This window comes from Variovorax endophyticus (assembly GCF_025376855.1).
Classification (GTDB): Bacteria; Pseudomonadota; Gammaproteobacteria; order Burkholderiales; family Burkholderiaceae_C; genus Variovorax.
Window position 1 is genome coordinate 83,000 of the sequence record NZ_JAHUTH010000027.1, and the last position, 24,480, is coordinate 107,479.

The 24,480-nt window shown below is 70.3% G+C and carries 23 protein-coding genes; 9 read left to right on the forward strand and 14 right to left on the reverse strand.

Going from position 1 to position 24,480, the window contains the following annotated elements; genetic code table 11:
• Positions 1-8: 8 nt before the first annotated feature.
• Positions 9-1,424: an MATE family efflux transporter gene (locus KV106_RS29500; protein ID WP_261214444.1), complete on the forward strand. Its 1,416-nt coding sequence runs from the start codon at positions 9-11 to the stop codon at positions 1,422-1,424.
• A 37-nt stretch (positions 1,425-1,461) separates the two neighbouring features.
• Positions 1,462-2,169 (forward strand): SDR family oxidoreductase, encoded by a 708-nt coding sequence (locus KV106_RS29505; protein ID WP_261214446.1) that lies wholly within the window; start codon positions 1,462-1,464, stop codon positions 2,167-2,169.
• A gap of 63 nt (positions 2,170-2,232) precedes the next feature.
• On the opposite strand, the gene KV106_RS29510 is transcribed toward KV106_RS29505, so the two are convergent.
• From KV106_RS29510 to KV106_RS29530, 5 genes are all read right to left on the reverse strand, one after another.
• Positions 2,233-2,547, reverse strand: a complete 315-nt coding sequence (locus tag KV106_RS29510) for a hypothetical protein (RefSeq protein WP_057598231.1) — start codon at positions 2,545-2,547, stop codon at positions 2,233-2,235.
• Positions 2,548-2,828: 281 nt separating this feature from the next.
• On the reverse strand, positions 2,829-3,566 hold the full coding sequence (locus tag KV106_RS29515; protein ID WP_261214450.1) for an aldolase: 738 nt from the start codon (positions 3,564-3,566) through the stop codon (positions 2,829-2,831).
• Positions 3,567-3,601: 35 nt separating this feature from the next.
• The gene (locus KV106_RS29520) at positions 3,602-4,243 is read right to left on the reverse strand and encodes a 2-dehydro-3-deoxy-6-phosphogalactonate aldolase (RefSeq protein ID WP_261214451.1); all 642 of its coding nucleotides are present in this window, start codon (positions 4,241-4,243) and stop codon (positions 3,602-3,604) included.
• Positions 4,240-5,151 (reverse strand): 2-dehydro-3-deoxygalactonokinase, encoded by a 912-nt coding sequence (locus KV106_RS29525; protein ID WP_261214454.1) that lies wholly within the window; start codon positions 5,149-5,151, stop codon positions 4,240-4,242. Before KV106_RS29525 ends, KV106_RS29520 begins: the two co-directional genes overlap by 4 nt.
• Before the next feature lie 8 nt (positions 5,152-5,159).
• Positions 5,160-6,899, reverse strand: coding sequence for an IlvD/Edd family dehydratase (locus tag KV106_RS29530; protein ID WP_261214455.1), 1,740 nt, complete (start codon positions 6,897-6,899; stop codon positions 5,160-5,162).
• Positions 6,900-7,070: 171 nt separating this feature from the next.
• Here KV106_RS29530 and KV106_RS29535 point away from each other — a divergent pair, with 171 nt between their 5' ends.
• The 5 genes from KV106_RS29535 (at position 7,071) to KV106_RS29555 (ending at position 12,095) form a co-directional block, all read left to right on the forward strand.
• On the forward strand, positions 7,071-7,820 hold the full coding sequence (locus KV106_RS29535) for a FadR/GntR family transcriptional regulator (protein ID WP_057595630.1): 750 nt from the start codon (positions 7,071-7,073) through the stop codon (positions 7,818-7,820).
• 85 nt (positions 7,821-7,905) lie between these two features.
• Positions 7,906-8,466 (forward strand): TRAP transporter small permease, encoded by a 561-nt coding sequence (locus KV106_RS29540; RefSeq protein WP_057595631.1) that lies wholly within the window; start codon positions 7,906-7,908, stop codon positions 8,464-8,466.
• A complete protein-coding gene (locus KV106_RS29545; RefSeq protein WP_057595632.1) occupies positions 8,463-9,764 on the forward strand; it encodes a TRAP transporter large permease in 1,302 nt (433 codons plus the stop codon). Before KV106_RS29540 ends, KV106_RS29545 begins: the two co-directional genes overlap by 4 nt.
• A gap of 61 nt (positions 9,765-9,825) precedes the next feature.
• Positions 9,826-10,833, forward strand: coding sequence for a TRAP transporter substrate-binding protein (locus tag KV106_RS29550; protein ID WP_261214458.1), 1,008 nt, complete (start codon positions 9,826-9,828; stop codon positions 10,831-10,833).
• A 65-nt stretch (positions 10,834-10,898) separates the two neighbouring features.
• Positions 10,899-12,095 carry a mandelate racemase/muconate lactonizing enzyme family protein gene (locus KV106_RS29555; RefSeq protein WP_261214460.1) on the forward strand — a complete coding sequence of 399 codons (1,197 nt, stop codon included), beginning with the start codon at positions 10,899-10,901 and terminating at the stop codon, positions 12,093-12,095.
• Positions 12,096-12,107: 12 nt separating this feature from the next.
• Here the strand turns inward: KV106_RS29555 and KV106_RS29560 are convergent, their stop codons facing one another.
• Together KV106_RS29560 and KV106_RS29565 are read right to left on the reverse strand one after the other, a co-directional pair.
• Positions 12,108-13,139, reverse strand: a complete 1,032-nt coding sequence (locus tag KV106_RS29560) for an endonuclease/exonuclease/phosphatase family protein (protein WP_261214462.1) — start codon at positions 13,137-13,139, stop codon at positions 12,108-12,110.
• Positions 13,140-13,228: 89 nt separating this feature from the next.
• Complete coding sequence (locus KV106_RS29565; RefSeq protein WP_057598230.1) at positions 13,229-15,007, reverse strand: DEAD/DEAH box helicase; 1,779 nt, start codon at positions 15,005-15,007, stop codon at positions 13,229-13,231.
• Positions 15,008-15,361: 354 nt separating this feature from the next.
• Here KV106_RS29565 and ettA point away from each other — a divergent pair, with 354 nt between their 5' ends.
• Positions 15,362-17,023, forward strand: a complete 1,662-nt coding sequence (gene ettA, locus KV106_RS29570) for an energy-dependent translational throttle protein EttA (protein ID WP_057597366.1) — start codon at positions 15,362-15,364, stop codon at positions 17,021-17,023.
• Between the two features lie 15 nt (positions 17,024-17,038).
• On the opposite strand, the gene KV106_RS29575 is transcribed toward ettA, so the two are convergent.
• Genes KV106_RS29575 through KV106_RS29595 form a run of 5 tightly spaced genes read right to left on the reverse strand, consistent with a single transcriptional unit; the run spans position 17,039 to position 22,347 of the window.
• Positions 17,039-17,500 (reverse strand): carboxymuconolactone decarboxylase family protein, encoded by a 462-nt coding sequence (locus KV106_RS29575; RefSeq protein ID WP_261214465.1) that lies wholly within the window; start codon positions 17,498-17,500, stop codon positions 17,039-17,041.
• The gene (locus KV106_RS29580) at positions 17,409-17,915 is read right to left on the reverse strand and encodes a MerR family transcriptional regulator (protein ID WP_261214467.1); all 507 of its coding nucleotides are present in this window, start codon (positions 17,913-17,915) and stop codon (positions 17,409-17,411) included. The genes KV106_RS29575 and KV106_RS29580 overlap by 92 nt, the downstream gene beginning before the upstream one ends.
• 60 nt (positions 17,916-17,975) lie before the next feature.
• Positions 17,976-19,730 carry an aminodeoxychorismate synthase component I gene (gene pabB / locus KV106_RS29585; protein WP_261214470.1) on the reverse strand — a complete coding sequence of 585 codons (1,755 nt, stop codon included), beginning with the start codon at positions 19,728-19,730 and terminating at the stop codon, positions 17,976-17,978.
• 49 nt (positions 19,731-19,779) lie between these two features.
• Positions 19,780-21,294 carry a TAXI family TRAP transporter solute-binding subunit gene (locus tag KV106_RS29590; protein ID WP_261214472.1) on the reverse strand — a complete coding sequence of 505 codons (1,515 nt, stop codon included), beginning with the start codon at positions 21,292-21,294 and terminating at the stop codon, positions 19,780-19,782.
• Between the two features lie 18 nt (positions 21,295-21,312).
• Entirely contained in the window at positions 21,313-22,347 is a 1,035-nt protein-coding gene (locus KV106_RS29595; RefSeq protein WP_261214474.1) for a P1 family peptidase, read from the reverse strand.
• A 47-nt stretch (positions 22,348-22,394) separates the two neighbouring features.
• Between KV106_RS29595 and KV106_RS29600 the strand changes: the two genes are divergently transcribed.
• The gene (locus tag KV106_RS29600; RefSeq protein WP_261214476.1) at positions 22,395-23,693 is read left to right on the forward strand and encodes an NAD(P)/FAD-dependent oxidoreductase; all 1,299 of its coding nucleotides are present in this window, start codon (positions 22,395-22,397) and stop codon (positions 23,691-23,693) included.
• Here KV106_RS29600 and KV106_RS29605 read toward each other — a convergent pair.
• Positions 23,690-23,980 (reverse strand): copper-binding protein, encoded by a 291-nt coding sequence (locus KV106_RS29605; RefSeq protein WP_261214481.1) that lies wholly within the window; start codon positions 23,978-23,980, stop codon positions 23,690-23,692. The genes KV106_RS29600 and KV106_RS29605 overlap by 4 nt on opposite strands.
• 35 nt (positions 23,981-24,015) lie before the next feature.
• The gene (locus tag KV106_RS29610) at positions 24,016-24,465 is read right to left on the reverse strand and encodes a DUF411 domain-containing protein (protein WP_057597374.1); all 450 of its coding nucleotides are present in this window, start codon (positions 24,463-24,465) and stop codon (positions 24,016-24,018) included.
• Between the last annotated feature and the right edge of the window lie 15 nt (positions 24,466-24,480).

Consider the following 24,480-nt stretch of genomic DNA (forward strand, 5'->3'; position numbering starts at 1 on the left):
CGAAGGCCATGACCGCTTCCGCCGCCGATCTCGATCCGCGCACCCGCCGCCTGCTCGAGGCGCCCATCGTTCCCACATTGCTGCGGCTCGCGGCGCCCAACGTCCTCGTGATGGTGGCGCAGGCCTCGGTCGGCCTGATCGAGACCTACTTCGTCGGCAAGCTCGGCACCGACGCACTGGCCGGCATGGCGCTGGTGTTCCCGATCGTGATGCTGATGCAGATGACCTCGAGCGGCGCCATGGGCGGCGGCATCTCGTCGGCCATCGCGCGCGCGCTCGGCGCGCGCCGCCGCGCCGATGCCGACTCGCTGGTGTGGCATGCGATCGTCATCGCGCTGGGCTTCGGCGTGCTGTTCTCGCTCGCGCTGCTGTTCGGCGGCCGCTGGCTCTACGGGATCATGGGCGGCAGCGGCCCGGCGCTCGAGGCGGCCCTGACCTATTCCAACTGGGTGTTCTCGGGCGCGGTGCTGGTGTGGCTGTTCAACTCGCTGTCGGCCATTCTTCGTGGCACCGGCAACATGGCGGTGCCGGCCAACGTCACGGTGGTGGGCGTGGTGTTCCTGATCCCCGCCTCGCCGCTGCTGATCTTCGGCTGGGGCCCGCTGCCGGGCATGGGCATCGCGGGCGGCGCGATGGCGCTGCTGCTGTATTACCTGCTGGGCTCGATCGCGCTGATCGTCTACCTGCGCTCGCCGCGCAGCCTGCTCAAGCCCTCGCTGGCCGCGCTCAAGCTGCGCTGGCCCTTCTTCCGCGACATCCTGCGCGTGGGCCTGGTGGGCACGGTGTCGACCGTGGCCACCAACCTCTCGATCGGCATCGCGACCGCGCTCACCGGTCACTTCGGTCCCGAGGCCCTGGCCGGCTACGGCACGGCCTCGCGGCTCGAGTACCTGCTGGTGCCGCTGGTGTTCGGCCTGGGCGCGCCGCTGGTCGCGATGGTCGGCACCTGCATGGGCGCGGGCCAGCGCGAGCGCGCGCTGCGCGCCACCTGGATCGGCGCCGCACTGGCCTTCGCGCTGGCCGAGACCATCGGCCTGCTGGCCGCGCTGTTCCCGCGGCCGTGGCTGATGCTGTTCGGCCACGACGCCGCGATGCTCGACACCGGCATCCACTACCTGCGCGTGGTCGGTCCGCTCTACGGCTTCTTCGGCGTCGGCCTGGTGCTGTACTTCGCCTCGCAGGGCGCGGGCCGCTTGCTGTGGCCGGTGATCGGCAACCTCGCGCGGCTGGCCGTGGCGGGCATCGGCGGCTGGCTGGCGCTGCGCTGGGGCGCGGGGCTCACGGGCGTGTTCGCCGCGCAGGGCATCGCGCTCGTGGTCTACGGCCTGGTCATCGGTTCGGCGATCGCGGGTGGTGCCTGGTTCGGCCGCGTCGGCTGGCCGCGCACCACCAGCGGGCTGCTGCGGCGCATGGCGCAGGCCTGAAGCATTTTTCTTCGTTCACACCCTCGAAAGCTCTGCCATGAACCTCAAGGATTCCGTCGTCTTCATCACCGGTGCCAACCGCGGCCTGGGGCTCGCCTTCGCGAAGGCCGCGCTCGCGGCCGGCGCGCGCAAGGTCTACGGCGCCGCGCGCGACCCCAGGACCATCACCTTGCCGGGCGTGGTGCCGGTGCCGCTCGACGTGACCCAGCCGGCGCAGATCGAGGCCGCGGTACTCGCGTGCGGCGACGTCTCGGTGCTGGTCAACAACGCGGGCATCTCGCGCGGCTCGAACCTGCTCGGGCCCGACTCGGTGGCGGCCGCGCGCGCCGAGCTCGAAACCAACTTCTTCGGCCCCTGGGCGCTCGCGCGCGCCTTCGCGCCGGTGCTGGCGGCCAACGGCGGCGGCGCCATCGTCAACGTGCTGTCGGCGCTGGCCTGGACCACCTTCCCGAGCGTGGCGACCTACAGCACCACCAAGTCGGCGGCCTGGTCGCTGAGCAACGGCCTGCGCAACGAGCTCGCGGGCCAGGGCACACAGGTGGTCAGCGTGCACGTCGGCTACATGGACACCGACATGGCCGCGCACGTCGATGCCCCGAAGACTTCGCCCGACGAGGTGGCGCGGCTGGCCTACGAGGGCGTGGAGCAGGGCCTGCCCGAGGTGCTGGCCGACGCGATCTCGCGCGGGCTCAAGCAGGGCTTCGCCAGCGACAGGCCGCCCTACGCGCAGGTGCCCGCGGCCTGAACGCGGCGGCCATGAAAAAGCCGGGCGCGAGGCCCGGCTTCTTCGCTTCTGGGAACGACCGCGTCAGTAGCGGTACGGATTGTTGGGACGGCGGTCGTAGCGGTTCGGCACGCCATCGCCATCGTTGTCGCGGCGCCCGTAGCGGCGGCCGTCGTAGCGGTCATGGCGGTAGTAGCGGTCGCCGCGGTGGTAGCCCGGGTGGTAGTGGGGCGGCGGCGGGGGAGCGTAGTAGCGGCGGTCGTAGTGGCGATGCGGCGGTGCCGGCGTCACGTAGACCTGGGCCTGGATGAAGGGACCGCTCTGGGCCTGCGCCGGAGCGCTGATCGCCGCCAGCGAGAGAAGGGCCGCGGCGCCGAATGCGTAGGTGAGCTTTTTCATGGCGACTCCAAAGGAGTGGTTGTTGATGGGTGTCATCCTCCCGCGTTCGTGTCAACGCTTTGTAAGGCGCGGGCGAAATCCGATGAAGCGCTGTAACGCCGGGGCGTAGGACTTCGCTCACGGCGACCGGGCGCATTCTGCCCGTGCGAATGCCGCGTCCAGCGCAAGACGTAACGCGCCGCGGGCATCGCCGCAAGGCAATTGAAAGCACGGGAAACGCCTCGACACAAAGAGGCCACCGCTGTCGCCGCACGGCGACAGGAACGCGGGCGCGAAGAGGCTCAGCCGCGCGGCGCGGGCAGCATGCGCCGCAGCGCCTCGAAGAACAGGTCGGACTGCTCGCGCTCGCCCTGGATCTGCGCCGCCACGCGCGCGGCCAGTTCGCGGTTCACGGGTGCCAGCGGGCGGCCGGTCGACTGCGCGATCACCTGGTGCAGGCAGGCGCGCTCGAGGTAGTAGAGGTCGTCGTAGGCATGGGCGATGGTCGCGCCCGCCACGATCACGCCGTGGTTCGCGAGGAAGGCCACGTCCTTGCCGGCCATCGCGCGCGCGATGCGCTCGCCCTCGGCGTCGTCGAGCGCCAGGCCGTTGTACTCGCGGTCGACGGCGATGCGGTCGATGTAGCGCATCGCGTTCTGGCTCGCGGTCGGATCGAGCGCGCGGTCGACCGTGATGGTGAGCGCGGTCGCATAGGGCATGTGGCAGTGCAGCACCACCGCATGGCCCGCGATGCGGTGCACCGCGCCGTGGATGAAGAGGGCGGTGGGCTCCACGCGGTGGCGCCCCGCGAGCACCTCGCCGCGCACGTCGATCAGCACGATGTCGTCGGCGCCGATCTCGCTCCAGTGCAGGCCGCGCGGGTTGATCAGGTAGCGGTCCTGCCGGCCCGGCAGCATCACGCTGAAGTGGTTGCACACGCCTTCCGACAGCCCGTGGTGGGCGGCGGCGCGCAGCGCGAGTGCGAGGTCTTCGCGCAGCTGGCGCACTTCGGGGCTGGCGTAGTCGGCTTGGGCGGACATCGTGATCCTCTGGTGTTCTGCGTGGAGAAATCGAATCAGGCGCGCGTCGTGCCCGTATATGCGGCGACAAAACGCTGCGCATCATCGCGCACGGCCTGCGCGCTCTTGCCGGGCTTGAACAGCGCCGAACCGATGCCGAAGCCGGCGGCACCGGCCTCGCGCCATTCGGTCATGTTCGAGGGCGTGATGCCGCCCACGGGCATCAGCGGCGTGCCGCGCGGCAGCACGGCCAGCAGCGCCTTCACCACCGCGGGCGAGGCCAGCTCGGCCGGGAACAGCTTGAGCCCGGTGGCGCCCGCGGCGAGCGCGCCGAAGGCCTCGGTCGGCGTCATCACGCCGGGCAGGCACACCAGGCCCAGGCGGGCGGCCTCGCGCACCACGGCGGCATCGAAGTTCGGCGACACGATCAGCTCGCCGCCGGCGGCCTGCACCTCGCGCACCTGCTGCGCGTCGAGCACCGTGCCGGCGCCGACCAGCGCCTGCGGGAAGCGCGCGCGCAGCCGCGCGATGCTGTCGAGCGGCCGCGGCGAATTGAGCGGCACCTCGAGCAGCTGGAAGCCGGGCTCGACGATGGCGTCGCCGACGGCATCGGCTTCATGCGGCTCGAGCCCGCGCAGGATGGCCACCAGCGGCAGCGTGCGCAGGGCGGCGTCGAATTTTTCGAAGGAGGTGGTCATGGAGAAGAAGCGGAAGAGTCGAGGAAGCCGGACAGCGCATGCAGCCCGGCCCAGGTGGCTTCGGCGCCCAGCGAGCGCGTGGCGGTGCCGCTCGCGCGCAGCGCGAGCGCATAGCGCTGGGTGAGGGCGGGCGAGCCGATCAGCACCACCTCGCCCGCGGCCTGCAGCGACTGGGTGCGCAGCTCCTCGCCGATCAGCAGGCCCGAGAGATAGCTCGCGAGCTCGGCGCGCGGCATGCGCTCGAACAGCGCCAGCGTGCGCGCGCCGAAGGCGTTGTGCAGCAGGCCCTGGCCGTTGTCGGCGCGGGTCACGCCCTCGACGAAGGCGGCCTCGTCGAGCGGCGCCGACGCATCGAGCGTGCGCGCGAGGATCGAGTGCTGGCTCAGCAGCGCATAGAACTCGCCGGTCATGAAGGTGCGGAAACCGGTCACGCGGCCCTTCTTCACCGTGGCCCACTTGTTGTGCGTGCCCGGCAGCACGAACAGGCCCTCGTCGCGGCCCAGCAGCGACAGCGCGCCGAAGATCTGCACCTCCTCGCCGCGCATCACGTCGGGCACGCCGTCGTGCTCGTCGCGCAGGCCCGGCACCATCGCGATGCGCTGGCCGGGAATGGCGTCGATGGCAATGATGCTGCGGCCGACCTCGACGCGGCCCGCGGGACAGGCGCAGTAGGGCGCCTCGACCCAGCCCTGCTTGCTGCCGGCCATGCCCGAGATCAGGCAGCGCGCGCCGCTCTCGCGCATCCAGTCGCCGAACAGCGCCTCGAACACCGCGGGGAAGCCGCCCGCCGACACCGCGAGGATGCCGCGCGTGTCGCTGCGCTCCTCGCGCACCGTGCCGTCGGCCGCGATCAGCGCGCCGCGCAGCGAGCTCGTGCCCCAGTCGACCGCGACCAATGGACCCGTCATCTCCGCCATCAGTGGTTGTCGCGCGGCACGAAGGCGCCGCGGCGACCGCGCAGGAACGAGAGGTCGGCGCCTTCGTCGGCCTGCAGCACGGTGTCGACGTAGAGCTTCCAGTAGCCCGAATCGAGCGGTGCCTTCGGCGCGACCCAGGCGGCGCGCCGGCGCGCCAGTTCCTCGTCGCTCACGTGCAGGTGCAGCTTGCGGTTCGGCACGTCGAGCTCGACGATGTCGCCGTCCTGCACCAGCGCCAGCGGACCGCCGGCCGCGGCCTCGGGCGCGGTGTGCAGCACCACGGTGCCGTAGGCGGTGCCGCTCATGCGCGCGTCGCTGATGCGGACCATGTCGGTGATGCCCTTGCGCAGCACCTTGGGCGGCAGCGGCATGTTGCCGGCCTCGGCCATGCCGGGGTAGCCCTTGGGGCCGCAGTTCTTGAGCACCATCACGCAGTGCTCGTCGATGTCGAGGCTCTCGTCGTCGATGCGGCGGTGCAGGTCGTCGGCGCTCTCGAACACCACCGCGCGGCCCTTGTGCACCAGCAGTTCGGGCGTGGCCGCGCTGGGCTTGATGATCGCGCCGTTGGGCGCGAGGTTGCCGCGCAGCACGCAGATGCCGGCCTTGTCCTTGAAGGGCTCGGCCTGGGTGCGGATCACCTGCGGGTTGTAGTTCTCGGCGTCCTTCACGTTCTCCCACACGCTGCGTCCGGTGACGGTGAGGATGTCCTTGTGCAGGTGATCGGCGATCTCCTTGATCACCACCGGCAGGCCGCCGGCATAGCAGAAGTCCTCCATCAGGAACTGGCCCGAGGGCTGCAGGTTCAGGATGCAGGGCAGCTCGGAGGCCAGCCGGTCGAAGTCGTCGAGCGTGAGCTCGACGCCGATGCGCCCGGCGATCGCCAGCAGGTGGATCACGAAGTTGGTCGAGCCGCCGATCGCGGCGTTGACCTTGATCGCGTTCTCGATCGCCTGGCGCGTGAGGATCTTCGACATGTTCAGGTCCTCGTGGACCATGCCGACGATGCGCCGGCCCGCCTCGCGCGCGAGCACGTTGCGGCGGCCGTCGACGGCCGGGAAGGCCGCGTTGCCCGGCAGGCCGATGCCCAGCGACTCGACCATGCTGGCCATGGTGCTCGCGGTGCCCATCGTCATGCAGTGGCCGTGGCTGCGGTGCATGCAGCTCTCGGCCTCGAAGAAGTCCTGCAGCTTGAGCGTGCCGGCGCGCACCTGCTCGCTCATCTGCCACACGCCGGTGCCCGAACCGAGCTCCAGGCCGCGCCACTTGCCCGAGAGCATCGGGCCGCCCGACACGCCGATGGTCGGCAGGTCGACGCTGGCCGCGCCCATCATCAGCGCGGGTGTGGTCTTGTCGCAGCCCATGAGCAGCACCACGCCGTCGAGCGGATTGCCGCGGATGCTTTCCTCCACGTCCATGCTCGCGAGGTTGCGATAGAGCATGGCGGTGGGGCGCAGCAGGGTCTCGCCGAGCGACATCACGGGGAACTCGAGCGGGAAGCCGCCGGCTTCGTAGACGCCGATCTTCACCTGCTCCGCGAGCGTGCGGAAGTGCGAGTTGCAGGGCGTGAGTTCGCTGAAGGTGTTGCAGATGCCGATGACCGGCCGGCCGTCGAACTGGTCGTGCGGCACGCCCTTGCCCTTCATCCAGCTTCGGTAGATGAAGCCGTCGCGGTCGTGTCGGCCGAACCACTGCTGGCTGCGCAGCTCTTCGGGATTCTTCTTCTTGGGAGGGGTGCTCATCGAGGGTGTCTCCGGTTGCGGGAAGGCGCCGCGGGGTCAGGGTTTGTCCTGCCGAGCCGCATTTTCAATCATCATATGATAAGCGCGCTGTCCTGGCGGGGCGCTCAGGGTTTCCGAGCGAGCGGGGCGCGCCGGGCGGCCTTGGCCGCGTTGCACAACCAACGGCTTCGCATGATCAAGAACGTCCACGGCAACACGGTCGACCGGATCGGCAGCGACATCGTCGCGGGGCGCTACGCGCCCGGCGCCGCGATCCCGCCCGAGCCGATCCTCTGCGAGGAGCTCGGCGTGAGCCGCACCGTGGTGCGCGAATCCATCAAGTCGCTGATCGCCAAGGGCCTGGTCACCACCGGTCCCAAGGTCGGCACGCGCGTGCAGCCGCCCGACCAGTGGAACTGGTTCGATGCCGATGTCATCGTGTGGCAGACGCAGGCCGGCCTGTCGGTCGAGTTCCTGCGCGACCTGCAGGACCTGCGCCGCGTGGTCGAGCCGGCCGCGGTGGCGCTGGCCGCCTCGCGCGCCACGCCCGAGGACATCGCCGACATGGAGGAGGCCTACGCCGGCATGAAGCAGGCCATCGAGTTCGGCGGCGACTACATCACGCCCGACCTGCGCTTCCACCAGGGGCTGATCCGCTCCAGCCACAACCGCATGCTGGTGCAGATGAGCCGCGCGCTCGGCGCGCTGCTGCGCACCAGCTTCGAGATCTCGACCACGCGCAAGAACGGTCCCGCGAGTTCGTTGCCTTTGCACCGCGCGGTGCTCGACGCCGTGATCGCGCGCAACCCGGCGGGCGCCGAGCGCGCGGTGCTGGTGCTGATCGACGGCGCGCGCGACGACATCGAGATGGTGCTCGCCTCGCGCCGCAGGCTGCCGCGCATCAGCCGGCCGGCGACGCGGCTCAAGGCCGTGCCGCTCTAGCAGGCGGCGCCCCGGGGGCGCCATGAAGAGCGGGTCGGACGAAGAGACGAACAACAACACCGCAGAACAAAAGGAGACAGGAGCAATGAAGAGATTGATCGACGGATTCTTCCGGGTGCTGGAATTCCTCGTGGTCGCCTGCATGGTGGCGATGGTCGTCATGGTGTTCGGCAACGTGGTGCTGCGCTACGGCTTCAACTCGGGCATCACGGTGTCCGAGGAAATGTCGCGCTACTGCTTCATCTGGCTCACCTACATCGGCGCCATGGTCGCGATGCGCGATGGCGCGCACCTGGGCGTCGACACGCTGATCCGCCACCTGCCGCGGCTCGGCAAGAAGCTGTGCTTCGTGCTCAACCAGCTGCTCATGCTGTTCTGCAACGTGCTGTTCTTCATGGGCACCTTCGAGATGCACGAGCTGCAGCGCACCAACGTCTCGCCGGTGGTGGGCATCTCGATGATCTGGGTCTACGGCATCGGCTACGTGGTGTCGGTGGTGATGGGCGTGATCAACCTCCACAAGCTGTGGCGCCTGGCCACCGGCCGCGTCTCCGACGAGGAACTGGTGCAGGTGATGGAGTCGGAGGACGTGGCGCACGAGCCCGCGGCCACCCCGGCTTCGGGCACCGCCGGAGGCGCGCGATGACGGTCACGATCTTCACGGTCTCGCTGCTCGCCGCCATGGCGATCGGCATGCCGATCGCCTATGCGCTGCTGGTGTGCGGCGTCTCGCTCATGGGCTGGCTGGCCTACACCGGCGGCCTGCCGGCCTTCGACAGCCAGATCATCGCGCAGCGCTTCGTCGACGGCGCCGACAACTTCCCGCTGCTCGCCGTGCCCTTCTTCCTGCTGGCCGGCGAGTTCATGACGGCGGGCGGACTGAGCCGGCGTATCGTCGACATGGCGATGGCCTGGGTCGGCCATTTCCGCGGCGGCCTGGGCTACGTGGCGGTGGTGGCCGCGATCATCATGGCCTCGATCTCGGGCTCGGCCGTGGCCGACACGGCGGCGCTCGCCGCGCTGCTGATCCCGATGATGAACCGCGCGGGCTACGACACCAAGCGCTCGGCCGGCCTGATCGCCGCGGGCGGCATCATCGCGCCGGTGATCCCGCCCTCGATCGGCTTCATCGTCTTCGGCGTGGCGGGCAACGTCTCGATCACCAAGCTGTTCCTCGCGGGCATCGTGCCCGGCATCCTGATGGGCGTGGCGATCGGCATCGCGTGGTGGATCGTGGCGCGGCGCGACAAGGTGCAGCCGGCGCCGCGCGTGCCCCTGGGCGAGCGGCTGGCGATCACGGCCAAGGGCAGCCTCGCGCTCGCGCTGCCGGTGGTGATCATCGGCGGCATGAAGTTCGGCATCTTCACGCCGACCGAGGCGGCGGTGGTGGCGGCCGTGTATTCGCTGCTGGTCGGCATGTTCGTCTACCGCGAGCTCAAGCCCTCGATGCTCTACCGCCTCACGCTCGCGGCCGGCAAGACCACCGCGGTCGTGATGTTCCTGGTGGCCGCGGCCATGGTCAGCGCCTGGCTCATCACCGTGGCCGACATCCCGGGCGAGGTCACGAAGATGCTCGAGCCCTTCATGGGCAACAAGACGCTGCTGATGCTGGTGATCATGGTGCTCATCGTGATCGTGGGCACCGCGCTCGACTTCACGCCCACCGTGCTGATCCTCACGCCGGTGCTGATGCCGGTGGTGCTCAAGGCCGGCATCGATCCGGTGTACTTCGGCGTGCTGTTCATCATCAACAACGCCATCGGCCTGATCACGCCGCCCGTGGGCACCGTGCTCAACGTGGTGTGCGGCGTGGCGCGCATCACCATGGACGATGCCTTCAAGGGCGTGATGCCCTTCCTGATCGCGCAGCTCATCGTGCTGTTCGCGATGGTGTTCTTCCCGCAGATCGTCACCGTGCCGCTGTCGTGGTGGCTGGCGCGCTGAGGGCGTCTTGCAGAGTTTCCCGTCCGTTCGTTCATCACCCAAGAAGTAGGAGACACAGACCATGATCCAGCGCAGAACCCTCGTGGCGGCGGCGACCGCCGTGGCCCTGATGGCGGCGGCCCCGGCCTTCGCCCAGTTCGCCGAACGCACCATCAAGTTCACCAACGGCGTGAACGAGGACCACCCGGTGGGCCTGGGCGTGAAGAAGATGCAGGAGGTGCTGGCCGCCAAGACCGGCGGCAAGATGAAGATCGTCGCCTTCTGGGGCGGCGCGGCCGGCGGCGACCTGCCGGCCACGCAGGCGCTGCGCGCGGGCACGCAGGAGATGGTGTGCACCTCGTCCTCGCCGCTGGTGGGCATCGTGAAGGAACTCGGCGTGTTCGACCTGCCGTTCCTGTTCAACAACGAGAAGGAAGCCGACGCGGTGCTCGACGGCCCGGCCGGCGAGTACTTCAACAAGAAGCTCGAGGCCGCGGGGCTGGTGAACCTGGCGTACTGGGAGAACGGCTTTCGCAACCTCACCAACAGCAAGCGGCCGGTGGCCAAGGTCGAGGACCTCGAGGGCATCAAGGTGCGCGTGATGCAGAACAACATCTTCCTCGACTCGTTCAAGACGCTGGGCACCAACGCCGTGCCGATGGCCTTCGGCGAGATCTTCACCGCGCTCGAGACGCGCACCATCGACGGCCAGGAGAACCCCTTCGTGACCATCGAGACCTCGAAGTTCAGCGAGGTGCAGAAGTACCTGAGCGTGACGCGCCATGCCTACACGCCGTTCCTGGTGCTCTACAGCAAGAAGCTCTGGGACCAGCTCAAGCCCGAGGAGCAGGCGGTGCTGCGCGAGGCCGCGATCGAGGGCCAGAAGGTTGAGCGCGCCGCCAACCGCGCGCTCAACGAGAAGTCGCTCGCGAGCCTCAAGAAGACGATGACGGTCAACGAGGTCTCGCCGGCCGAGCAGAAGCGCATGCTCGACAAGGTGAAGCCGGTGTACGACAAGAACGTGCCGGCGATCGGCCCCGAGGCCGTCAACGTGGTGATGGACGCGCTGAAGAAGGCGCGCGGGGGCTGAGCCTTCCGCCGGCCGGCGGCGCTCGAGAGCGCGCCGGCCATCCAGTCACCGCATCCCGGACCGCCATGAAGATCACCCAGCTCGAAACCATCCGCCTCGGCGAATTCCCCAACATCCTCTGGGTGCGCCTGCACACCGACGAAGGCCTGGTCGGCCTCGGCGAGACCTTCATGGGCGCCGAGGCGGTCGAGGCCTACCTGCACGAGTGGGGCGCCCACAAGCTGCTGGGCACCGACCCGCTGGCGATCGAGGCGCGCAACCGCGACCTCACGGGCTACCTGGGCTGGCGCGGGTCGGGCGTGGAGACGCGTGGCAACTCGGCCGCGGACATCGCGCTGTGGGACCTGTTCGGCAAGGCCGCGAACATGCCGGTGCACACCGCGCTCGGCGGCAAGAGCCGCGACGCGATCCGCATCTACAACACCTGCGCGGGCTACCAGTACATCCGCAGCGCCGCCAACCAGACCAGTTCCAACTGGGGCATTGGCAACGCGGCCGGGCCCTATGAAGACCTGCAGGGCTTCCTGCACCATGCCGACGAGCTGGCCGAGTCGCTGCTGTCGGAGGGCATCACGGCGATGAAGATCTGGCCCTTCGATCCGGCGGCCGAGCGCAGCCACGGCCAGTACATCAGCAACGCCGACCTCGACGCGGCGCTCGAGCCCTTCCGCAAGATCCGCGGCGCGGTCGGCAAGCGCATGGACATCATGGTCGAGTTCCACAGCCTCTGGCGGCTGCCGATGGCGCAGAAGATCGCGCGTGCGCTGCAGGAGTTCGACACCTTCTGGCACGAGGATGCGATCCGCATGGACAGCCTCGACCTGTTGAAGCAGTACGCCGTCGACTGCAAGGCGCTGGTCTGCGCCAGCGAGACGCTGAGCTACAGGTGGGGCTTCAAGGACTACCTGCAGACCGGCGTGGCCGGCGTCGCGATGCTCGACCTGAGCTGGTGCGGCGGCCTCACCGAGGCGCGCAAGATCGCGGCCATGGCCGATGCCTGGCAGCTGCCGGTGGCGCCGCACGACTGCACCGGCCCGGTGGTGTGGGCCGCGTCGACGCACCTGAGCCTGCATGCGCCCAACGCGCTGGTCCAGGAGAGCGTGCGCGCCTTCTTCACGGGCTGGTACCAGGGCCTGGTGACCGAGCTGCCGAAGGTCGAGAACGGCATGATCAGCCTCAACGACAAGCCGGGGCTGGGGCTCGAGCTGCTGCCCGACCTGCACCAGCGCGCGGATGCGATGGTGCGGATCTCGAAGGCCTGAGCAGCCGCGTCTTCAGTCGGTGCGCAACCGCAGCAGCGCGCGCACGAACCCGTGGTCCGAGCGCGAGCGGTCGCGTCCTTCGTGCAGGTGGTCGTTGAAGTAGTCCACGCGCCGCACGTCGCCCAGGCTGTGGCGGCTGCCGGCGATGAACTCCTCGCTCACCAGGATCTGGTCGAGCACCTCCGGGTAGCCCTGGTGCACGTGCGAATAGGCCACGTCCTTCTTGAGCGCGGCCTCGCCCTGCATCTCGTAGGCATTGAACAGCGCCACGTCGCGCGCGGCCTTGTCGTAGGCCACCTCGGAGGTGGCCGCCACGAGCTGGGTGGTCACGCTGTGCGGGTTGTCGTTGAAGTCGCCCATCACCACCAGCGGCACGTTGGTGCCTTGCAGCAGGTCGATCACGATGCAGCGCAGGGCCGCGGCCTCGGCGCCGCGCATCAGCAGCGAGCGCAGCGAGGCCATCGCGCCCACCTTGCGGTCGTCGCGGTCCTCGAGGTGGTTGCCCTGGGCGTCCTGCAAGAACTTGGGCCGCTTCGACTTCAGGTGCACCGTCAGAACGTGCACCGCCTGGTCGTGCTTCATGCGCAGCGTGGCCAGCAGCGGCGGCCGCTCGAAGCGGGTGTGCGGCCCGAGGCCCGGCACCTCGACGCCGAAGCCCGGCGGGAAGTCGACGAAGGACTGGATGCGGTCGACCTTGAGCCGGGTGGCGATGCCCACGCGCGGCGTGCCCTGCGCGCCGGGGCGCGGCGGCTGGTCGGGTTGCGCGGGCGTGTTCTCGGCGCCGGGCACGGCCACGAAGTCGTAGCGCAGGCCGCTGCGGTGGATGGCGGCCTTCAGCGCCGCCTCGTCCCAGACCTCCTGCACCGCGAGCACGTCGGCATTGAGTGCATGGAAGCGCTCGCCGAGCCAGTCGATCTTGCGCTCGTACTCGCGCTCGTTGTAGGCGTCCTGGTTCTCGTAGTACACGCGGTGCGGGTTCGCGAGATTGAGCAGGTTGCAGGTGGCCACGAAGAGGGTGGCGAAGTTCGGCGGGATGGGCTGCATGACAACGATTGTGTCCGGAAGGTGTTTCGGCCCCCGAACGGTCATGAAAAAGGGCGCCGAAGCGCCCTCTGTTCCGCGTGCGTCGTGCCTCAGCGGCCGAACGAACGGCCACCGCCGCCGCCCGAGCGGCCACCGCCGCCGTAGCCGCCGCCGCCCGAACGGCCACCGCCGCCCGAACGGTTGCCGCCGCCGTAGCCACCGCCACCCGAGCGGCCACCGCGTCCGCGGCCGCCGCCCATGTGGTCGACGCTGGTGCGCAACGGATCGGGCTGGCCGGCCGCGCCGGCGATCGCCTCGGCGCGCAGGTGCGCGACCTGGTTGGCCTGGGTCGGGCTGTGGCTGTTGCCGTGATGGCGCGGCTGGCGCTCGTCGTGCGGCTGGTGGTTCTGCGCATGCGCCGCATGGTGATGCGGACGCGGCTGGGCCTGCGGGGCGCGGCCTTGCGGCGCGCGGTTGCCCGGACCCTGGCCCTGGCCGCGCGGGCCCTGCTGGCCGCCGCCGTTGGCAGCGCGGCCCTGGCCCTGGCCCTGGCCGCCGCCACCGGCGCGGCGCTGGCCATTGCCGCCACCGCCGCCCTGGCCGGCCTTGTTGTCGCGGATGCGCTGCATCATCTCGCTGCGTGCCGCCTTGGCGGCCGCCTGCATGACTTCGCGGCTCGGCGGACGGCCGGCGCCGCCCCAGATGGTCTGGCGGCCCATGGCGATGGGCTCGGCGCGCTCGCCTTCCTCGGGGCCGAAGCCCTCGATGACCTGCACGGGGATCGTCTGCTTGGTGAAGCGCTCGATCTCCTGCATGAAGCCTTCCTCGTCGAGGCAGACGAAGCTCACGGCCTCGCCGCTCGAGCCCGCGCGGCCGGTGCGGCCGATGCGGTGCACGTAGTCTTCGCTGACGTTCGGGATCTCGTAGTTCACGACGTGCGGCAGCTCGTCGATGTCGATGCCGCGGGCCGCGATGTCGGTGGCCACCAGGGCGCGGATGTCGCCGCTCTTGAAGCCGGCCAGCGCCTGGGTGCGCGCGCTCTGGCTCTTGTTGCCGTGCAGCGCCATCGCCTCGATGCCGTTCTTGGTGAGGAATTCGGCCACGCTGTTGGCGCCGAACTTGGTGCGGGTGAACACCAGCACCTGGCTCCACTGGTGCTCGTTGATGATGTGCGCGAGCAGCGCCTTCTTCTTGCCGCGGCCCACGGGGTGGATCACCTGGGTGATGCGCTGCACCGTGGTGTTGCGCGGCGTGACCTGGATGCTCTGCGGGTTGCGCAGCAGGCCGTTGGCCAGTTCGCGGATCTCGTCGCTGAAGGTGGCCGAGAACAGCAGGCTCTGCTTCTGGGCCGGCAGCAGCGCCAGCACCTTCTTCACGTCGTGGATGAAGCCCATGTCGAGCATGCGGTCGGCTTCGTCGAGCACCAGGATCTGCACGGTCGACAGGTCGAGCATGCCCTGCTGCTGCAGGTCGAGCAGGCGGCCGGGGGTGGCCACGAGGATGTCGACGCCGCGCTTGAGGCGGTCGATCTGCGGGTTCATGCCCACGCCGCCGAAGATCACGGTCGAGCCGAGCTGCAGGTACTTGCCGTAGTCGCGCACCGATTCCTCGACCTGGGCCGCGAGTTCGCGGGTCGGGGTGAGCACCAGGGCGCGGATGCCGATGCCGCCGAACTTGTTGGTGGCGCTGCGGCTCATGGTGAGCTTGTGCAGCATCGGCAGGGTGAAGGCGGCGGTCTTGCCGGTGCCGGTCTGGGCACCGCCGAGGAGGTCGTGGCCCTCGAGGACGGCCGGAATGGCCTGGGCCTGGATCGGGGTGGGGGTCTCGTAGCCCTGCTCGTGCACGGCCTTCAAGATGGCCGGAGCCAACTTCAGTTCATCAAAAGTCATTGTGTGAAACAACAAGCGCCATACACGGCGCGGTGACATCGGCCCGCTCGGCGTCTTTCGTTCTTGTGACGCGAGCCAGTCAAGGCTGATGAAGGTCAGGAGTGGGAGCCCGAAAAACCGACTTGCGGAAGGGTTTTCTTCGTCCCCGGCAGAGAGCCGGTGTGCGGGCAACTGGACCCGGCACGGTGGCGATTGTCGCATGAGTCGATAATCACTGCTTTTCGCGCTCCGTTTCCGCGATTCCGCGCGCCGGTCCTGCCGCCTTCCCCCGGGGTTCCGCCAGGGGCTCCTCCCAGGGGATTTCGGCTTGTTCCGGCTTTCGCCACCTCAGCAATCAGCAGTCCAACACAGAAGATGGCCCAGTACGTCTACACCATGAACAGAGTCTCCAAGACCGTGCCGCCCAAGCGGCAGATCTTGAAAGACATCTCGTTGTCCTTCTTTCCCGGCGCCAAGATCGGCGTGCTCGGCCTGAACGGCTCGGGCAAGTCCTCGCTGCTCAAGATCATGGCCGGCGTCGACAAGGAGATCGAGGGCGAGGCGATGCCCATGCCCGGCCTGTCGATCGGCTACCTCGAGCAGGAGCCCAAGCTCGATCCCGAGCACACCGTGCGCCAGGCCGTCGAGGAGGCCATGGGCGAGGTCAACGCCGCCAAGGCGCGCCTCGAGGAGATCTATGCCGCCTATGCCGAGGAAGGCGCCGACTTCGACGCGCTGGCGGCCGAGCAGGGCGAGCTCGAGGCGGTGATCGCCGCCGCGGGCACCGACTCCGAGCACCAGATCGAGATCGCGGCCGACGCGCTGCGCCTGCCGGCCTGGGACGCCAAGATCGGCCTGCTGTCGGGCGGCGAGAAGCGCCGCGTGGCGCTGTGCAAGCTGCTCCTGTCCAAGCCCGACATGCTGCTGCTCGACGAACCCACCAACCACCTGGACGCCGAATCGGTGGAATGGCTCGAGGTGTTCCTGCAGCGCTTCACGGGCACCGTGGTGGCCATCACCCACGACCGCTACTTCCTCGACAACGCCGCCGAGTGGATCCTCGAACTGGACCGCGGCCGCGGCATCCCTTGGAAGGGCAACTACAGCACCTGGCTCGAGCAGAAGGGCGAGCGCCTGGCGCAGGAGCAGAAGAGCGAGGAAGCCCACGCCAAGGCCCTGAAGAAGGAACTGGAATGGTCGCGCCAGAACCCGAAGGCACGCCAGGCCAAGAGCAAGTCGCGCCTGGCCCGCTTCGAGGAGCTGAGCGACGTCGAATACCAGAAGCGCAACGAAACGCAGGAGATCTTCATTCCCGTCGCCGAGCGCCTGGGCAGCCAGGTGATCGAGTTCAAGGACGTGAGCAAGAGCTTCGGCGACCGCCTGCTGATCGACAAGCTGAACTTCAACATCCCCGCGGGTGCCATCGTCGGCATCATCGGCCCGAACGGCGCCGGCAAGTCCACGCTGTTCAAGCTGATCGCCGGCAAGGAACAGCCCGACAGCGGCGAGGTCGTGATCGGCCAGACCGTGAAGATGGCCTTCGTCGACCAGTCGCGCGACGCGCTGGCCAACGACAAGACCGTGTGGGAAGACATCTCGAACGGCCTGGACATCATCAACGTCGGCAAGTTCCAGATGGCCAGCCGCGCCTACGCGGGCCGCTTCAACTTCAACGGCCAGGACCAGCAGAAGAAGGTCGGCAACCTGTCGGGCGGCGAACGCGGCCGGCTGCACCTGGCCAAGACGCTGATCCAGGGCGGCAACGTGCTGCTGCTGGACGAACCCTCGAACGACCTGGACGTGGAAACGCTGCGCGCGCTCGAGGATGCGCTGCTCGAGTACGCGGGCACCGTGCTGGTGATCAGCCATGACCGCTGGTTCCTCGACCGCATCGCCACCCACATCCTGGCCGCCGAAGGCGATTCGCAATGGGTGTTCTTCGACGGCAACTACCAGGAGTACGAAGCCGACAAGAAGAAGCGCCTGGGCGAGGAAGGCGCCAAGCCCAAGCGCGTGCGCTTCAAGGCCCTCAAGTAAGGCCCGCGCCGGCCCTCAGGCCGGCTCGACCAGGGCGCGCGGTTCCGCAAGGGGCCGCGCGCTTTTTTCATCGTCGGCCGCGAACACCTCGCGGGCGGCGCCCAGGCCGTTGAGCGCGGCGGGGAAGCCCGCGTAGACCGCCATCTGCATGATCACCTCGATCACTTCCTCGCGCGTCACGCCGACGTTGAGCGCGCCCTGGATGTGCACCTTGAGCTGCGGCGCGGCATTGCCCATGGCGGTGAGCGCTGCCACGACCGCGATCTCGCGCGAGCGCAGGTCCAGGCCGGGGCGCGAATAGACGTCGCCGAACGGGAACTCGATCAGCAGGCGCGCGAAGTCGGGTGCGATGTCGGCCAGGCCTTCGACGACCTTGATGCCGCTCTCACCGTCGATCTGCTGCAGTTTCGCGAGGCCGCGCGCGTAGCGCTCGCCGGTCGGCTGGCTGGTCGTCGTCGGATGGATGGGGTGCTGCATGTTTCTTCCTCTTCGTTGAAGCCGGGGCCTTGCCCGATGAAGAGGGACGCCGGGCCTCGATCCCGCGGTAGTGCTCGATCTTGTGCGCCAGCGCCTGCATCGATTGCTGCAGCGCCTCCACCTTCGAGCGAACCTCGGCGAGATGCGATTCGAGCATCGCGCGGCGTTCGCCGATGCTCGCGTCCCCCTGACTGCGAAGCCCGGCGAAGGCCTGCATGCCCTGGATGGGCATGCCGGTCTCGCGCAGGCGCAACAGGAAAGCAAGCCATTCCATGTCGGCGGTGGCATAGCGGCGCTGGCCGCCCGGTGCGCGCGACACGGCGGCGATCAGGCCGATGCGTTCGTAGTAGCGCAGCGTGTGGGCCGTGAGGCCGGTGCGCCGTGCCACTTCCGCGATGCTCAGGTTGCTTTCCATGGGGAGAATTCTCGAAGTTGGAGCGCGCTCTAAGTCAAGCGGTATCTGGAAGAAATCCGTTCAGGGCAGGAGTTCGGCCTCGATCCAGCCGCGCAGGCTGTTGACGAAGGCCAGCGCGGTCACGCGCGAGAGCTGGTCGCGCCGCACCGTCGCCTCGACCAGCGAACCCTCGGCCAGCCGCCGCGCGCGCCCGATGCCGGGCAGCAGGCCGCAGCGCAGCGGCGGCGTGACCCAGCGGCCGTCGTCCAGGCGCAGCGCGATGTTGCCGCGCGTGCATTCGGTGAGCTCACCCTCGGGGTTCCACAGCAGCGTGTCGAAGGCCTCGGGCAGGGTCGGCGCGAAGGCCTCGTAGTGCGCGCGGCGCGTGGTCTTGAAGCGCGTGAACTCGCTGTGCGCCTCGTCGAAGGGGCGGTCGGCCAGCTGCAGCTTCACGCGGAGGGGCGCGGAGCCCATTTCATGCGCTTCGGCGCGTGGCTGGCCCCGTGCATCGAGCAGCAGGCGCACGCGCCAGGTGCCTTCGGCATGTGCGTCGCGCAGCGATTGCAGCGTTGCCTCGACGCGCGCGGCATCCCAGGCGAAGCCGAAGTGCGCGGCCGCGCCGGCCATGCGTTCGACGTGCAGCGGCGCGTCGCGCAGCGTGCCGTCGACCAGCGCCAGCGTTTCGAGCAGTTCGAAGCCGGGTGCCTCGGCGACCGCGGCCGCGCCCAGGAAGGCCCGCTTGTGGCCCCACTCGGCCCATTCGGCGTCGGCCGTGGCATCGGCCGTGATGCCGCTGCCGATGCCGCAGCGCGCCTGGCCGCCGCGCAGCGTCACGGTGCGGATCGGCACGTTGAAGGTCGCATGCCCGCCGGGCCGCAGCACGCCGACCGCGCCGCAGTACACGCCGCGCGGCGCCTGCTCGAGCGCGTGGATCAGCCGCATCGCCGCCACCTTGGGCGCGCCCGTGACCGAGCCGCAGGGGAACAGCGCGTCGAACACGTCGACCAGCGAGGTGCCGGGGCGCACCGTGGCTTCCACGTCCGAGGTCATCTGCCACACGGTGGGCAGCGCCTCGGTGTGGAATAGCCGCGGCACGCGCACCGAGAACGGTTGCGCGATGCGCGACAGGTCGTTGCGCAGCAGGTCCACGATCATCACGTTCTCGGCCCGTTCCTTCGGCACGCTGCGCAGCCGCTGCGCCTGGGCCTCGTCCTCGGCCGGCGTGGCGCCGCGCGGCGCGGTGCCCTTCATCGGGCGCGCGAGGATGCGCTCGCCCTGCCAGTCGAAGAACAGCTCGGGCGACAGCGACAGCACCTGCTCCTCGCCGCTGTCGATGAAGGCCGCGTAGCCCGCGGGCTGGTTGCGGCGCAGCGCGGCGAACAGGGCCAGCGGGTCGCCGGCGTATTCGCCGAGCAGCGGCGCCGTGTGGTTGATCTGGTAGAGGCCGCCGGCGGCGATCGCCGCGTGGATGGCTTGCATCTGCCGGTCGAAGTCGGCGCGCGAGAGGCTGCCGCGCCAGGCGATCGGCGGGCTGGAGGGAGAGAGCGGGGCCTCCTCGGGCCAGGGCAGGGCCTGGTCGTGCACGCCGAACCAGGCCAGCGGCCCGCCATCGCCCGCATGCGTCTCGAACGCGGCATCGAAGGCCGCGGCCGCCTCGTAGCGCAGGTAGCCCACGCACCAGTGGCCCGCGCGCGCCAGCGCCTCGGCCTGCGCGAGCACGGACCGCACCTCGGCCGGGCTGCGCGCCACGAGCGTGCGGGAAGGGGCGCCGAAAGCCAGGCGCAGCCGTTGCGCGCCATCGGTGCGCGGGTCGGCGAAATCGATCAGGGTGGACACGGTGGGTCTTGGGGCAAAGGCAACGGCGCCCGCTGGCGCCGTTTGCCGGTCAGCGCGGTGCGGAAGGCGAAGGCGGCGGTGGCATCTCGGGGCCGGCCGGCGCACCGGCGCCGCGCGCCAGTGCCCGCTTGCGCACCGCATAGATGTTGTTGCGCAGCGCATAGAGCTCGTCGGCGTACGACAGCGGTACCGCCACCCGGTTGACCACCCGGTCGAGCTCGTCGAGCTCCTTCGTGAGCTCGGCCGGATCGCCGCGCTGGCCGTCGACCTTGCCCTCGATGTCGCGCAGCCGCGCATACCAGCGGAACACCCGGCGGCGCACGCGGAACTGGTAGAGCGGCGGCACCACGCGGCTCAGCGGCAGCATCAGCACCAGCAGGCCGCCGAGCACCAGCCACATGCGTTCGATCAGGTTGCTGGCCCAGAACGGCAGGTAGCGCTGCCAGAACGGCGGCGTGCCGTTGATGGCGCGGTCGCCCTCGGGGCTCACCGGCAGTTCGCTGGTGCGGGTGTTCGGGAAGTCGCGCGGCCGGTTGAACCAGCCGGCGCCGCCGTGCAGGTGCTGCGCCGCCTGCGCGAACAGCTGGCGCAGCGCGGGATGGGTGTCCTCGCGCGACAGCAGCGAAGTGGTGGCCGCGAGCAGCGACACGTCGCCGGCCGGCAGGTCCTTCGACAGGTCGACCACGCCGCGCGGCAGGGTCACGGCCGAGAGGAAGGGAAAGCGCCGCGTGTACGCATCGGCCTGCACGAAGTCCATGAGCCGGATGTCGTTCGCGCGCAGCAGCCGCTGCACCTGCGGCGACTGCGGCGCCGACGACAGCACGATCGCATCGAGCAGTCCGGCCTGCAGCGCCTCGGCGGCCGCGGACTGCTCGAGGTTCGACAGCAGCAGCGCATCGGGCGCGAGCCGGTTGGCCTCGAGCAGCCGGCCCATGAGTTCGGGCAGGCCGCTGCCGGGCATGTCGACGTTGACGCGCAGGCCGCGCAACTGGGTCAGCGAGGTCAGCGGGATCGGGGCGGGGGGCACGGCGGGTTGCGGTGCCGCGGCCTTCTTGCGTGCGGCGCCGTGGCGGCCCTTGGCGGCGGCCTGGGCCGCCTTCTTCGCCTTCTCGGCCTCGGCCGCCTGCTGCGCGATCACGCTGTCGGGCGCGCGCGTGATCGCGTCGGGCCGATAGAACAGCCACACCGGCTCGAAGAACAGGCTGCCGAGCGAACTGAGCCCGGCTTCGTCGTCGGCCACCGGGTCGGCGCTGCCGCCACGCACGAAGCCCACGTCGGCCTCGCCCTTGCGCAGCAGCTCGAGGTTCTCCGACGAGCCCGAGGTCGGCTTGAGCACGACCTCGATGCCGCTCGTCTTCAGCGCCTCGGCGTAGCGCTTGCCGAACTGCGCGTAGGCACTGCCCGTGGGGCCGGTGGCCAGCGTGACCTGCTTGGGCGGCTGCGGCTGCAGCCACCAGTAGGCGGCGATCAACAGGCCGATCACGAGGAACAGGATCGGGCCGGCGGAGGCGACCAGGTCGCGGATCGACAGCAGGATCAGCTTGAGGGTTCTCGGGAAGGCCATGGTGTCTCGCTCGTGGGGTCAGCGCGGCGCGGTGCCGAGCTCGGCGGCCGAGGGGATGTGCAGCTCGCCGACCGTCACCGAGCGCGCCGCCAGCACCGCGCGCAGGGTGGCGCGCGCTGCGACCTCGGCCGCCATGGTGCTGAGCACCGTCATGCCCGGGCCGTCGGCCGCCAGCGGCACGCGGCCGGTGGCGAGCGCGAACAGGGTGTCGCCGTCGCTCATGGTGTGCACGGGGTTGATGGCGCGCGCCAGGCCGTCGTGCGCCACGGTCGCGAGCCGGTTGGCCTGCACCTTGGTCAGCACCGCGTCGGTGGCGATCACGCCGATGGTGGTGTTGGTGCCGGCCAGCAGCGGCTTGGGCAGGTCGCCGCGCAGCAGGGCGCGGCGCGTGTCGAGCAGCGCGCGGCCGTCCTCGGTGCGCGCGCCGGCCACCGGCAGCGCGGTGTCGGGATCGATCACGTCGCCAAGCGAATTGACCGCGATCAGCGCGCCGACCGTGACGCCGCCGACCGTGACCGAGGCGGTGCCGATGCCGCCCTTCATGGCGCGCTGCACGCCGAACAGCTTGCCCACCAGCGCGCCGGTGCCGGCGCCCACGTTGCCCTCGGCCGGCGCCTCGCGGCCCGCGGCCTCGCAGGCGGCATAGCCGGCCGCTGCATCGGGCCGGATGCGGGCATCGCCCATCGGCAGGTCGAACAGCACCGCGGCGGGCACGATCGGCAGGGTGCCGAAGCGCACGTCCATGCCCACGCCGCGCTCCTCGAGCCAGCGCATCGCGCCCTCGGCCGCGGCCAGGCCCCAGGCGCTGCCGCCCGCGAGCATCACGGCGTGCACCTGCTGCACCAGGTTGCCGGGCGCGAGCAGGTCGGTCTCGCGCGTGCCGGGCGCGGCGCCGCGCACGTCGACGCCGGCCACCGCGCCTTCGCGCGCGATGATCACGGTGCAGCCGGTGGGCCGGCGGGTGTCGGAGAAGTGGCCGACCTCGATGCCGGCGACGTCGGTGATGGCACCGTCGGAAGAGGAGGGGGAAGCGTGGGAAGGCGTGGCTGACATGGCGGCCGATTATGGAACCATGCCGCGCGGCCCCTACGATGGGCGCTATGACAGTTGAAAGAAGTGGTTTCCAGTCCGGCGCGCGGCGCCATGCGGTGGTGATCGGCGCGGGCGCCGTCGGCAGCGCCACCGCCATTGAGGCCTTGCGCGCGGGCCTGCGCGTCACCGTGGTCGAGCCGGGCGAGCCCGGCGCGCCGCAGGCCACCAGCTACGGCAACGCGGGCTGGCTCTCCTCGCATTCGGTGGTGCCGCCCGCGCTGCCGGGCGCCTGGCGCAAGGTGCCGGGCTGGCTGGCCGATCCGCTCGGCCCGCTGGCGGTGCGCTGGCCCTACCTGCCGCGCGCGCTGCCCTGGCTGCTGCGCTACCTGGCCTCGGGCGCCACCGAGGCGCGCGTGCAGCGCATCGCCGACGCGTTGCGCACCTTGCTGGTCGACGCGCCCGCGCTGCATGCGCGGCTGGCGACGGAGGCCGGCGTGCCACAACTGATCGAGCAGCGCGGCCTGCTGCATGCCTACCGCTCGCGCGCCGAGTTCGAGGGCGATGCGCTGGCCTGGCGCGTGCGTGCGCGCACCGGCGTGCGATGGAGCGAATGGGGCGCCGACGAGCTGCGAAGGCAGGAGCCCGACCTCGATGCGCGCTACACGCTGGGCATCCACGTCGGCGAGGCCGGCCACTGCCGCGACCCGGGCGCCTACGTGGCGGCGCTGGCCGCGCATGCGCGTGCGCTCGGCGCCGAACGCGTGGCGGCACGCGCCACCGGTTTCCGCATCGAGGGCGGCCGGCTGCGCGCCGTGCGCACCGAGGTCGGCGAGGTCGCCTGCGACACCGCCGCGGTCTGCGCCGGCGCGCGCTCGGGCGCCCTGGCCGCCGCGGCCGGCTCGCCGGTGCCGCTGGAATCGGAGCGCGGCTACCACGTCGTGCTGCCGAAGGCCGCGGTGGGCCCGCGCACGCCGGTGATGGTGGCCGACGGCAAGCTCATCGCGCACTGGATGAACGGCGGCCTGCGCGCCGCTGGCCAGGTCGAGATCGCGGGGCTCGAGGCCGCGCCCGACTGGCGCCGCGCCGAGATCCTGCACGCGCACCTGCGCTCGATGTTTCCCGCGCTCGCCGACGCGCCGCCCGAAGGGGCCGAGGTGCAGCGCTGGCTCGGCCATCGCCCGAGCCTGCCCGACGGCCTGCCCTGCATCGGCCCCGCCGCCGGCAGCGCCGACGTGGTGCTGGCCTTCGGCCATGGGCACGTGGGGCTGTGCGGCTCGGCGCGCACCGGGCGGCTGGCGGCGCAGGCGATGGCGGGGCTGGCGCCGGAGATCGCGCTGGCGGCGTTCGATCCGAGGCGCTTCGCCTAGTTCGCAGGTGCGATCGACAACACCGTGAGTGCCCCATCGACCTTGTCGGCCGTGAACTGCACCTTGTCGCCGGGCTTCACCTGCGTGAGCAGCGCCGGGTCCTTCACGCGGAAGACCATGGTCATGCCGGTCATCTCGAGATTGGGGATGTCGCCGTGCTTCAGCGTGATCTTCTTCGCGTCGGCATCGATCTTGCGGACCTCTCCCTCGACCGAGGGCAGGGCCGCCTGCGCGAAGGCGGCGGCGGCGAGCAGGGTGGCGCCGAGGGCGGTAATCAGTTTCTTCATGGTGATCGGTCTTTCTTGCGAGGGGTTCGGGGGATTCATCGATAGCTCTGGAACACGCGCGTGCCGCCATCGGCCAGCACCAGCAGCACGTCGTAGGGATCGCGCTGGTCGCCATAGGCCGGACCGTCCATGCCCGGCGAGCCGACCGGCATGCCGGGCACGGCGAGGCCCACGGCCCTGGGCTTCTCCTTGAGCAGGCGCTGGATCTCGCGCGCGGGCACATGGCCCTCGATGGCGTAGCCGCCGACCTGGCCCGTGTGGCACGAGCCCAGCTTCTCGGGCAGGCCCAGGCGCTTGCGCGCGGCCGCGTTGCCTTCGTCGTGCACGCGCGTGGCGAAGCCGTTCCTGTTGAGGTGCTTGACCCAGTCCTGGCAGCAGCCGCAGTTCGGGTCCTTCCAGATCTCGACCATCGGCGCCGCGGCGCGCGCCGCGAACGGCAGGGCGGCGGTGGACGCCAGGGCCAGCATCAGTCGTCTTCTTTGCATGGGAGCTCCTTTGGG